Source organism: Pseudomonas asplenii (assembly GCF_001293465.1).
Classification (GTDB): Bacteria; Pseudomonadota; Gammaproteobacteria; order Pseudomonadales; family Pseudomonadaceae; genus Aquipseudomonas; species Aquipseudomonas fuscovaginae_B.
In genome coordinates this window covers 21,011-32,452 of record NZ_JSYZ01000019.1, presented here as the reverse complement: position 1 = coordinate 32,452, position 11,442 = coordinate 21,011, and the positions used below count along the sequence as shown (strand labels likewise).

Here is an 11,442-nt window from a genome sequence, read left to right as displayed (position 1 = left end):
TTTTGCCTTGCCTAACCTGCGTTTCAAACAATTTCGTACACAGCCTAGCGGTCGATCCCGGCGCGAAAGGCGCTGGGCGAAAGCCCGGTCATGCGGCGGAAGAACCGGGCGAAGTAGGCCGGGTCGGCAAAACCCAGCTCGTCCGCCACCCGGCTGACGCTCATGCGCGTGTAGATCAGGTTGCGCTTGGCTTCCAGCAACAGCCGCTGGTGGATCAGTTGCAACGCCGACTGCCCCGCCCATTCCCGACAGATGCCGTTCAGGTGCGCCACCGAGATCCCCACCTGGTGAGACAACTGCTCGACCGTCGGATGCTCGCGAAAATGCGCCTCGACCAGCCCGTTGAAACGGCTCAGGTACTCGCGCCCTCGTCCGGCCGACTGACCGGCCGCCTCACGGCGGATCATCTGGCGACTGAGCCACACCAGCAACACGCTGACCAGCGAGCGCAGGAGCAGGTCCCGCGCCGGCTGGTTCGCCGCGTATTCGCTCTGCAAGGCACTGAACAAGCGGTTGAGGTAGGCCCGGTCGCGCCCCGCCGGGTAGCTGGCGGCCAGCGCCAGCGCGTCCGGCGAACTGCCCAGTTGCTGTTGCAGTTGCGCCACCAGCGGTGCGGCCAGGGTCAGCACATGGCCGTCGATGTTCTCGGAAAACTGAAAGCCGTGCACGCACAGGGGCGGCACCACCTGGATCGCCGATTCATTCAGGGTGGTGCGCTGCCCCTCGATATCGACCCGGGCCTGGCCCTTGTTCAGAAACAGCAACTGGCACAGATCGGCATGCCGGTGCGGCTGGATTTCCCAATGATGCAGGCGGCTGCGCTTGGGAATGGTCTCGCAGTGCAACAGGTCGGGGGCGATCCAGTCCTGGTCCTCTCCATAGAGCTTGAACACCGGGATCGGTGCCGTCACTGGCTTTTCCATCTGTGCACGAGCCTTGGGCGATAATCGCCCTTATTGTTGAAAAGTACCGATAAAGGCGCAGTTTTCACCTTCTAAAGCGTCTTTTTCAAGCGAAAAATGCAAGCACAAATCATAACAACCTACTCACCGGCCCGCCGCGTGAAGCTTGCAGAGAGAACAACAATGAAAACTCAAGTCGCCATTATCGGTGCCGGTCCGTCCGGCCTGCTGCTCGGCCAGTTGCTGCACAACGCTGGCATCGACACCGTGATCATCGAACGCCAGACTCCGGAGTACGTGCTCGGCCGCATCCGCGCCGGGGTGCTGGAACAGGGCATGGTCGATCTGTTGCGCCAGGCCGGGGTCAATCGCCGGATGGACGCCGAGGGCCTGGTGCATGGCGGCTTCGAGCTGGCCTTCGACGGACGCCGGGTGCATATCGACCTCAAGACCCTGACCGGCGGCAAGAGCGTGATGATCTACGGCCAGACCGAGGTCACCCGCGACCTGATGGCCGCCCGCGAGGCTGCGGGCGCCCGGACCGTCTACAGCGCCAGCAACGTCCAGCCCCACGGCATGAAGACCGACGCGCCCTGGCTGACCTACGAGAAGGACGGCCAGACCCACCGCCTGGACTGCGACTACATCGCTGGCTGCGACGGTTTCCACGGTGTGGCGCGGCAGTCGATTCCGGCCGAGGCGCTGAAGATCTTCGAGCGGGTCTACCCGTTCGGCTGGCTGGGGATTCTCGCCGACACGCCGCCGGTCAGCGAGGAACTGGTGTATGCCAATCACGAGCGCGGCTTCGCCCTGTGCAGCATGCGTTCACCGACCCGCACCCGCTACTACGTGCAGGTGCCGGCCGACGAGAAGGTCGAGGACTGGTCCGATGCGCGCTTCTGGGAAGAGCTCAAGGCGCGTCTGCCAGACAGCCTGGCCCGGGGCCTGGTCACCGGTCCGTCGATCGAGAAGAGTATCGCGCCGCTGCGCAGCTTCGTGGTCGAACCCATGCAGTACGGCCGGATGTTCCTGGTCGGCGACGCCGCCCACATCGTTCCGCCGACCGGCGCCAAGGGGCTGAATCTGGCGGCCAGCGACGTCAGCACGCTGTTTAATATCCTGCTCAAGGTCTACCGCGAAGGGCGCAGTGAGTTGCTGGAACAGTATTCGCGGATCTGCCTGCGGCGGGTGTGGAAAGCCGAGCGTTTCTCCTGGTGGATGACCTCGATCCTGCATCGTTTCCCCGATACCGATGCCTTCAGCCAACGCTTGCAGCAGACCGAACTGGAGTACTTCGTCAGCTCCGAGGCCGGGCGTCGGACCATCGCGGAAAATTACGTCGGCCTTCCGTATGAGGCTATCGAATAGCAAGCTATCGAGTAAACTGACACGCATTCCCGCACCCGGCGCAGCCGCCCGAGTGCGGGCCCACTTCCGCGTGCAGGTTATACCGTGACCAACCTCAATCAGCCCGGCCAGACGAAGCCGGCGATTCGCAGCCTACTGATCGCCCTGATGCTGGCGATCTTCCTTGGTGCCCTCGACCAGACCATCGTTGCGGTCTCGATGCCGGCCATTTCCGCGCAGTTCAAGGATGTCGGCCTGCTGGCCTGGGTGATTTCCGGCTACATGGTCGCCATGACCGTAGCCGTGCCCATCTACGGCAAGCTCGGTGACCTCTATGGCCGCCGCCGGCTGATGCTGTTCGGCATGGGCCTGTTCACCCTGGCCTCGCTGTTCTGCGGCCTGGCCCAGAGCATGGAGCAACTGGTGCTGGCGCGGATCATTCAGGGCATCGGTGCCGGCGGCATGGTTTCGGTCAGCCAGGCGATCATCGGCGATGTCGTGCCGCCGCGGGAACGCGGTCGCTACCAGGGCTACTTCAGCAGCATGTATGCGCTGGCCAGCGTCGCCGGCCCGGTGCTGGGCGGCTACATGACCCAATACCTGTCATGGCGCTGGGTGTTCCTGATCAACCTGCCGCTGGGGCTGACGGCCTGGTGGGTCGCCCACCGGGTGCTGGTCGGGCTGCCGGTGCCGCAGCGCAAGCCGATCATCGACTACCTCGGCACGGTGCTGATGGTCATCGGCCTGACCGCCCTGCTGCTGGGCATCACCCGGATCGGCCAGGGCCACCACTGGAGCGACAGCGATGTGCTCGGGCTGCTGGCCATTGCCGCAGTCGGCCTGACGCTGTTCGTCCTGCACGAACGACGCACCCTCGAACCCTTGCTGCCGATGCACCTGTTCCTCAACCGCAATGCCGTGCTGTGCTGGTGCACGGTCTTCTTCACCAGCTTTCAGGCGATCTCGCTGACCGTGCTGATGCCGCTGCGCTTGCAGAGCGTGACCGGCGCCGGTGCCGACAGTGCGGCACTGCACCTGCTGCCGCTGGCGATGGGCCTGCCCATGGGGGCCTACTTCGCCGGGCGCATGACCTCGGTAACCGGCTACTACAAGCCGTTGATCCTCAGTGGCGCGCTGCTGATGCCGCTGGCCATTCTCGGCATGGCCTTTACCGCGCCCCAGGCGGTGCTGCTGAGCAGCCTGTTCATGCTGCTGTGCGGCATTGCCGGCGGCCTGCAATTCCCGACCTCGCTGGTGGGCACCCAGAACTCGGTGGAACAGCGCGATATCGGCGTTGCCACCAGCACCACCAACCTGTTCCGCTCACTGGGTGGCGCCGTGGGCGTGGCGCTGATGTCGGCGCTGCTGCTGGCCCTGGTGCAGGGCTCGGGCCTGACCCATCTGGCCAGCGGCGCGGTGCTCGGCGAAGGCAGCGCGGGCAATGCCCTGCTCGACGGCCTCAACGCCGCCACCGGTCCGGCCCGGCAAGCCCTGCGGGCCGAGTTGCTGCTGACCTTCCGCCATCTGCTGCTGATCAGCGCCGGGGTTGCCCTGCTCGGGCTGGCCGCGGCGATCGCCATGCCCAACCGGGTATTGCGTGGGCGGGAGGACAAGGCCCGCTGAAGGGGCTCTGGTATCGGCTTGTGGCGATGGCCTCCCCTGGGCAGGGCTTGCGGACGTATTCGCCGGCAAGCCGGGTTCCTACAGGGCACGAGCCGGACGCCAGTCCGGGGTCGCCCCGGGTGGGAGCCGGCTCCCACCCGGGGCAGTCGATAGACTCGACTTCAGGGGCGGTAGTACCCGACCGCCACCAGCACCTGCCCGACCCGCTTGAGGTAGGTGTGCTTGTTTTCGACCTTGCCGGTCACCGGGTTCTTCCAGCGATACTCGTACTCGCCCTCCGCCTGCCTGTTCATCAACGCCAGGATCGGTTCTCCCACCGGCTTGCCGTCGGGGTCCCGGACCTTGGCGAAATCGGTATTGACCAGACGCTGATTGGTGCCATGGGCCAGGTATCGACGGGTCTTGAGATCCACCACGAAGACATACAGGTCATCCTGCAGGAAACCGCCCGGCAGGGCGTTGATCTCATCGAGCAACCCCTGGCGGTCCCTGTCCAGTTCGGTCGCCGCCCGGGCCAGAAATGCCCTGGCCTCCTGCGCCGACGCCCGGGGCAGGTAGTAGCCGACCGCCAGGATGCGCTCGCCGACCCGCTGGTAGAACACCCGCTTGCGCTCGACCTTGCCATCCTTCCAGTTCCGCCAACGATATTCGGCCTCCCGGATTCCAGCGTTTTCCGGCGTGTTCAGAGCGGCCTTGAACGCCTCGCGCAAATCCGCACCGAGCACCTCGGAAACGTCCCGACCGATCAGCGCCGAGGACGGTCCGCCACTGGCCAGCATCACCCCATGGGTATCGACCACGAAGACATAACGATCCTGGTCGACGAACTCGCCCTGGCGGCTGAAGGCGGCAAACGCCTTGTCGCCCTGCTCGCGGTAATAGGCCAGAGCCTTTTCCAGCAGGGCCCTGGCCGCCGGCGCCTGATCGTCCGACGCGGTCGCCGCCAGCACCGGTCCCAGGCACAACAGCATCATCAGACAGCCCGACAAGGCCCGAATCAAACCCAACCCCATGGTGCAGTCCCCCTTCCTGTTGATCTGCCAGCAGCGTAGACCGTCGCGGCCTATACGGAAGCATTCAGCAGACAGGGGTCGCCTCGACAGCCGCGGATAGCCGTCAAAATTGAGCGGTTATTTTCCAGAGGCCGCACTAGAATGCGTCCATCGCACACCCGCCGATGGAATCGTGATGCCGTTTCGCTCCGTGATCTACTCGCAACGCTCCCTGGTCGTGACACTGATCGCTCTGCTCGGCTGCGGCTTCCTGGCCACCTCGCTGCTCAGCTACTACGCCTCGCGGGCCTCGATCCGCGACGGCATCATCAATACCGAACTGCCGCTGACCTCCGACACGGTCTACTCGGAGATCCAGAAGGACCTGGTACGGCCCATCCTGATCTCCTCGATGATGGCCCGCGACACCTTCCTGCGCGACTGGGTCATGGCCGGTGAGCGCGACCCGCAGCAGATGACCCGCTACCTCAACGAGGTCATGACCCATTACGGCGCCTATACCGCCTTCTTCGTTTCCAACAGCAACCTGACCTACTACCAAGCCAAGGGCGTGCTGAAAAAAGTGCGCAGCAACGAGCCACGCGACCTCTGGTACTTCCGTGTGCGGGACATGAAGGAACCCTACGAGATCAACGTCGACCCGGACATGGCCAACCATGACAGCCTGACGTTCTTCATCAACTACAAGGTGTTCGACTACCAGGAAAACTTCATCGGCGCGGCCGGAGTCGGCCTGACGGTCGACGCGGTGGTCAAGCTGATCGACAAGTACCAGCAGCGCTATCAGCGCAGCGTGTACTTCGTCGACAACTTCGGCCGCCTGGTGCTCACCGGTGCCGACGGCGGCCCCGAGGGCGCCCGGGTCGGCCAGTCGCTGAACCATCTGCAAAGCCTGCAGAACCTGCAGGCCAAGCTGCCCAAGCCTCACGACGGCAGCTATGAATACGCCGAGCCGGACGGCAAGAAGCACTTCCTCAATGTGCGCTTCATTCCGGAACTGAACTGGTACCTGTTCGTCGACAAGCGCGAGGACGGCGCCCTCAGCGGCATTCGCCAGTCGCTGTACCTGAACCTGCTGATCTGCCTGGTGGTGACCCTGATCGTGCTGGCCCTGCTCAATCGCGTGATACATCGCTACCAGCGCAAGATCCAGGCCCTGGCCACCCAGGACAGCCTCACCGGCCTGCCCAACCGTCGCGGTTTCGACCTGCTGGCGGCCCAGGCCCTCAACGAGGCCCAGCGCGAGCCCAAGCCGCTGACCGCCTTGCTGCTGGACCTGGACCACTTCAAGCAGCTCAACGACAGCCATGGCCACCTGGCCGGCGACGTGGTGCTGAGCGGCTTCGCCCGACACCTGGAAAGCTGCCTGCGCCAGTCGGACATCATCTGCCGCTGGGGTGGCGAGGAATTCATCGTCCTGCTCAAGGACACCGATAGCGCCAGCGCCCATCTGATCGCCGAGAAGATTCGCCAGCACATCGAACAGCAACGCTACGGCTACAACGGCAAGAGCCTGCACCTGACCGTCAGCATCGGTCTGACTTCACTGCACACCGACGATACCCTGCACACCCTGCTGGCCCGCGCCGACCAGGCGCTGTACCGGGCCAAGCAGAGTGGGCGCAACCGTGTCTGCAGCGACGTGGCGATCCCCGCCCATGCCTGACGCCAGCCTCTGCCCCGCCTGCGGTGCGCGCAATGACTGCACCCTGGCCGATCCGCGCACCGCAACCCGGCCCTGCTGGTGCTACAGCGTCAGGATCGACCCGGCCGTGCTCGAGGCCCTGCCCGCCGAACTGCGCAACGCCGCCTGCCTGTGCCCGCGCTGCGCCCAGGTGGATGAACAGCTGAAGCAGCCGCCGCCATCATGACGTAGAATGCCGGCCCGTTTTCCCGCGATCATCCCTCCATGCGCCTGGACCGATTCCTCAGCAACCTGCCCCGCTTCAATCGCCAGCAGGTCCGCCTGCTGCTGGCGGAACGGCGGGTACGGGTCGACGGCCTGGTCACCGCTGATCCACACCACGAAGTGCGCGAATTCAGCCGGGTCGAGGTGGACGACGAGGTCCTGCAGGCCGGCCGCCCGGCACGCTATTTCATGCTGCACAAACCCACGGGGTGTGTCAGCGCGACCCGCGACCCGCAGCACCGCACCGTGCTCGACCTGCTCGAGGAACCGGATGTCGACGAGTTGCACATCGCCGGGCGCCTGGACTTCAACACCACCGGCCTGATGCTGCTGACCAACGACGGCCAGTGGTCCAGGCGCCTGACCCGGCCAGAGACCAAGCTGCCCAAGGTCTATTACGTGGAAACCGAGCAGGAGATCGGCGCGCAGTACGCCGAGACGTTCGCCCGAGGCCTGTACTTCGCCTTCGAAGACCTCACCACCCAACCCGCCGAACTGCAACGACTGGGGCCGCGCAGCGCCCGGCTGAGCATCGTCGAAGGCCGCTATCACCAGGTCAAGCGGATGTTCGGCCACTTCGATAACAAGGTCCTGCGCCTGCACCGCGAACGCATGGGTCCGCTGGTGCTCGACGACGCGCTCGCCCCCGGGCAATACCGCCCGCTGACGGCCGAGGAAATCGCCCTGGTCTGAGTCACCTACCGTTGAGCAGAAGTGAGGCGCTTATGCCAAATCGCTCCTTGCGAAATCGCCGGACCACTGCTTGAATCAGTCCGTCAGCCAAAAAATGACTGACAGGTCACCGCCTAGCTGCAAAAAACTTTTCGTCGGCGCCAGGGCTTGCCAGCCGTGGTTTTCCGACCGATTGCCCGCCTATAACAACACCCGCCGGCCAGCGCGTCACCGGACCGGCATGGGCTGAAAATTCCAGGCAAATGCCTACCTGTCATATATCTCGTGCACAGTCAGTTGCGCGCATACCCGCTTGCCAGGAGTCTTTGACATGACGCCAGAAATCGCTGTGTTGGATATACAGGGTCAGTATCGGGTTTACACGGAGTTCTATCGCGCGGATGCCGCGGAAAAGACCATTATCCTGGTCAACGGCTCGATGGCCACGACTGCGTCATTTGCCCAGACCGTGAAAAACCTGCACCCGCAGTACAACGTCGTGTGCTACGACCAGCCCTACGCCGGCCGGTCCCGGCCGCACAACCACCACGAGAAGATGCTCACCCGGGCAATCGAGGGGCAGATTCTGCTGGAATTGATCGACCACTTCGCCGCCGAGCACGTGATGTCGTTCTCCTGGGGCGGCGCCGCCACCCTGGTCGCCCTGGCCGAACGGCCACGGCGCATCGAGAAGGCGGTGATCAGCTCGTTTTCGCCGGTGATCAACGAGCCGATGCGCGACTACCTGGAGCGTGGCGTCCAACACCTGGGAGCCTGTGACCGCGCCCAGATCGCCCAACTGGTCAACAGCACCATCGGCAAGCATCTGCCATCGCTGTTCAAGCGCTTCAACTTTCGGCATGTCAGCAGCCTGGCCGAGCATGAATATGGCCAGATGCACTTCCACATCCGCGAAGTGCTCGAAAGCGATCGCCAGGGCTGCCTGAAGTCGGCGAGCAGGATCGACATCCCGGTCCTGTTCGTGAACGGCGAATGGGACGAGTACACCACACCCGAGGATGCCCGGCAGTTCGGCAGGCATGTGCGCCAGAGCCACTTCAGCACCATTGCCACGGCCGGCCATTTCCTCGACATGGAGCACAAGTCCGCCTGCCGTGACACCCGTCACGCGCTGCTCGGCTTTCTCAAGCCCAGCCACCAGGAAAGCCGGGCGCGCTACTACCGGTACGTCCAGGAGCACCATGCGCAAGCCATGTGAGCAGGCCAGGTCACGGGCAACGGTCGGCCAGGAACACCCCGGCCTGCAGCCGTTTGCCCGTGATCAGCCCCGGTGCGGTTCGCAGCTGAAACATCCGCTAAAACACAGATTTTCAAAGAAAAACTTCAATTGCGCGGCAACATCTGGTACAAAGTGGCCACCCGAGCGGGTGTCATGAAATGGCATCACGCAAGCGGTCCGAACTGATAACCCGTGTTTTCGTTCGGACAAGCCGCTTCGGTGAGCAGAGAGACATGTAAAAAGCGGGTATAGTTTAGTGGTAAAACGAAAGCTTCCCAAGCTTTAGTTGAGGGTTCGATTCCCTCTACCCGCTCCAGATCGCATCAGGTCCGACGTTGCCCACAGTGGCGATGAAGACATAAAAAAACCGGCTCATGGAAGCCGGTTTTTTTATTCGAGGTGGCACATGAACAAGCATATCGGCTCTGATTTCGACGATTTTCTGCAAGAAGAAATTGCGGACGAAGTCTGCGCAGCGGCACTCAAACGCGTTATTGCCTGGCAGCTCACCGAACTGATGAAAACACAACGGATGAGCAAGAAGGCCCTGGCTGAAAGGATGCACACCAGCCGCAAGGCGGTGGATCGGGCGCTGGATCAGAATGATGCGGGCATGACACTCGCCACCCTGTCCAACGCCGCGCGCGCGCTGGGACAACGGGTGGAAATTCGCCTGATACCAGTGACGGATATAGCCCGCGCCTGAGCACTAGCGTGGGAATTGCACGCTCAAGGCTCAGTGCACCCGCACTCCACGCTTTACCCCATACATCGCTTCATCCGCGTGCTTGAACAGCTGTTGCGCCTCCTCGCCGTTCTCCGGATACAGGGCAATGCCGATACTGGGCATGATGCTCAGTTCGCACTCGTCCCAGATCATCGGTTCGTTGAGCAGGCTGCGGATCTTGTCGGCGACCTGCGCCGCCGATTCGCCCAGGTGCAACTGTTCCAGCAGGATGACGAATTCATCGCCGCCGATCCGCGCCACGGTGTCGGTTTCACGCACGCATTGCTGCAGGCGCCGGGCGACCTCCTGGAGCAGAAGGTCGCCGACCGCATGGCCGAAGTTGTCGTTGACCTGCTTGAACTTGTCCAGGTCGACATACAGCAATGCCAGTTGCCTGTGTTCCCGGCGCGCCCTGCTCAGCGCCGCCTTCAGGCGCTCCTGCAGAAAGCCGCGATTGGGCAGGTGAGTCAGTTGGTCATAACGGGCCATGTACTGCAGCCGGGCATGCAACTGCTTGCGTTCGATGGCCGCCGCCACCTGGGCGGAAACGAACTGCAGCAGGTCCTGGTCGTGCCCGGTATAGCGTTCGCCCGCCGAACTCCTGGCCAGCAGCGCACCGATGATGCCGTTCTGCGAGGCCAGGGGAACACCGAGGCAAGGTGCTTCGGCTTCGTTGTACAGCAACGGCTGACCGCTGCGCACGATCTGCGCGCAATGACCGTCGACGTTGCACGGCGTGCGGCGGTCGTCCATGTGGTAGGGAAAGCTCAACTGGTCACGCGCACCGTCGTACAGCGCCACACAGAAACTCTGCGCCGGCAGCCACTCGCCAACGATCTGGTGCACCCGCTCGAACAGCGCCAACAGGTCTTCGGTCGCATGGGCGGCCTCGGAAATCGCGTAAAGCGCCGCCTGCTTCGCCTCGGCCAGCTTGAGCTCGGTGATATCGCGGGCAACGGCGATGCGCAGTTGGTCGACCTCCGACCAGCGCGCCGACCACATGATATGCACCACCTGGCCATCCTTGCGCACGTAGCGGTTTTCGAAATGCGGCTTGGGCTCGCCGGCCATGATCTGCGCGGCGGCGTTGAGGGTGCGCTCACGGTCGGCAGGCAGTACCAGCTCGATCATCGAAGTGCCGATCAGTTCGGCCGGGGTGTAGCCGAAGATCCGCTCGCAAGCGGCGCTGACGAACACGAAGCGCCCCTCGACGTCGACGGCACACACCGCATCGAGCAGCAGGTCGAAAAAGCTGGAAACCGGTGTGACAGTTCTGCTTTCCATCAGGAAGACATCGCCCGAAAAATTAAGCGTCAGTATCTGTCCCTTGGAATATCCCGGCGTCCTGCCCCGCGCCGTCGACTCAAGCCCTGTTCGGCAACAACCCCGGCAACGCGTGAGTCAGTGCATTTATGGCAAAGCCGATGAACATCACCCCACACAAACGCGTGATCGTCAATTCATGTCGCTGGTACAACACCCGCACCCGTTGCGCACCGACGACACCGATGAGAATAGCGTATGCCGCGACCCCGCCCAGGAAACTGAGAAAAATCAGCCCCGGCAGCATCGACCAGGTCAGCAGTTCGGCACGGCTGGAAAGCAGCGCGGTAAAGGTCGCGACCGCCACCGGGTAGGCCTTGGGATTGGTCAGGCCGAACAGGATGCCGTGCCAGAACGGCTGCCGGGCCGCACCCTGGGGCGTTTCACCATTGGCCCGGCGGCTGCGCAACGCCCGCCAGCCGAGCCAGAACAGGTAGAGGCCGCTGATGACACCGAGCACATCGAAGGCGCCGCTGCCGATTTCCCGCGCCCCGACGATCGCGACCAGAGCCGTGCCGCACCAGATCACGTCGCCCAGCAGATGACCGCAAAGGAACCCTGCCCCGGCCCGTCGTCCCCGCGCCGCACCGATGCCGAACACCGCCAGCACACCAGGGCCTGGAGTGATGCCATAAATGAAACCCGAGGCGAGAACGGCCATGAGCAACGAAGGGGTCATAGAAGGC

The 11,442-nt window shown here is 63.6% G+C and carries 11 protein-coding genes and 1 tRNA gene; 8 read left to right on the top strand and 4 right to left on the bottom strand.

The window, feature by feature from the left end:
- Positions 1 to 44: 44 nt before the first annotated feature.
- On the bottom strand, positions 45 to 923 hold the full coding sequence (locus tag PF66_RS23485; RefSeq protein ID WP_054063963.1) for a helix-turn-helix domain-containing protein: 879 nt from the start codon (positions 921 to 923) through the stop codon (positions 45 to 47).
- Positions 924 to 1,085: 162 nt separating this feature from the next.
- Between PF66_RS23485 and pobA the strand changes: the two genes are divergently transcribed.
- Positions 1,086 to 2,270: a 4-hydroxybenzoate 3-monooxygenase gene (gene pobA, locus PF66_RS23480; protein ID WP_054063962.1), complete on the top strand. Its 1,185-nt coding sequence runs from the start codon at positions 1,086 to 1,088 to the stop codon at positions 2,268 to 2,270.
- A gap of 84 nt (positions 2,271 to 2,354) precedes the next feature.
- On the top strand, positions 2,355 to 3,872 hold the full coding sequence (locus PF66_RS23475) for an MDR family MFS transporter (RefSeq protein WP_054063961.1): 1,518 nt from the start codon (positions 2,355 to 2,357) through the stop codon (positions 3,870 to 3,872).
- Positions 3,873 to 4,033: 161 nt separating this feature from the next.
- On the opposite strand, the gene PF66_RS23470 is transcribed toward PF66_RS23475, so the two are convergent.
- Positions 4,034 to 4,885: a cache domain-containing protein gene (locus PF66_RS23470; RefSeq protein ID WP_054058931.1), complete on the bottom strand. Its 852-nt coding sequence runs from the start codon at positions 4,883 to 4,885 to the stop codon at positions 4,034 to 4,036.
- A 175-nt stretch (positions 4,886 to 5,060) separates the two neighbouring features.
- Between PF66_RS23470 and PF66_RS23465 the strand changes: the two genes are divergently transcribed.
- The 6 genes from PF66_RS23465 to PF66_RS23440 all read left to right on the top strand — a co-directional run bounded on the left by PF66_RS23465 (position 5,061) and on the right by PF66_RS23440 (position 9,412).
- Entirely contained in the window at positions 5,061 to 6,551 is a 1,491-nt protein-coding gene (locus PF66_RS23465; protein ID WP_054058930.1) for a sensor domain-containing diguanylate cyclase, read from the top strand.
- Positions 6,544 to 6,756, top strand: coding sequence for a cysteine-rich CWC family protein (locus tag PF66_RS23460; RefSeq protein ID WP_054058929.1), 213 nt, complete (start codon positions 6,544 to 6,546; stop codon positions 6,754 to 6,756). The genes PF66_RS23465 and PF66_RS23460 overlap by 8 nt, the downstream gene beginning before the upstream one ends.
- A gap of 38 nt (positions 6,757 to 6,794) precedes the next feature.
- Positions 6,795 to 7,487: a pseudouridine synthase gene (locus tag PF66_RS23455; RefSeq protein ID WP_054058928.1), complete on the top strand. Its 693-nt coding sequence runs from the start codon at positions 6,795 to 6,797 to the stop codon at positions 7,485 to 7,487.
- A 310-nt stretch (positions 7,488 to 7,797) separates the two neighbouring features.
- Positions 7,798 to 8,685: an alpha/beta fold hydrolase gene (locus tag PF66_RS23450; RefSeq protein WP_054063960.1), complete on the top strand. Its 888-nt coding sequence runs from the start codon at positions 7,798 to 7,800 to the stop codon at positions 8,683 to 8,685.
- A 263-nt stretch (positions 8,686 to 8,948) separates the two neighbouring features.
- A tRNA-Gly gene (locus PF66_RS23445) sits at positions 8,949 to 9,022 on the top strand.
- Positions 9,023 to 9,112: 90 nt separating this feature from the next.
- Positions 9,113 to 9,412, top strand: a complete 300-nt coding sequence (locus PF66_RS23440) for a helix-turn-helix domain-containing protein (RefSeq protein WP_054063959.1) — start codon at positions 9,113 to 9,115, stop codon at positions 9,410 to 9,412.
- Between the two features lie 30 nt (positions 9,413 to 9,442).
- Here PF66_RS23440 and PF66_RS23435 read toward each other — a convergent pair whose 3' ends face one another.
- A complete protein-coding gene (locus PF66_RS23435) occupies positions 9,443 to 10,717 on the bottom strand; it encodes a GGDEF domain-containing protein (RefSeq protein ID WP_054063958.1) in 1,275 nt (424 codons plus the stop codon).
- Between the two features lie 79 nt (positions 10,718 to 10,796).
- Positions 10,797 to 11,435, bottom strand: a complete 639-nt coding sequence (locus tag PF66_RS23430) for a LysE family translocator (protein WP_054058924.1) — start codon at positions 11,433 to 11,435, stop codon at positions 10,797 to 10,799.
- Positions 11,436 to 11,442: the final 7 nt, after the last annotated feature.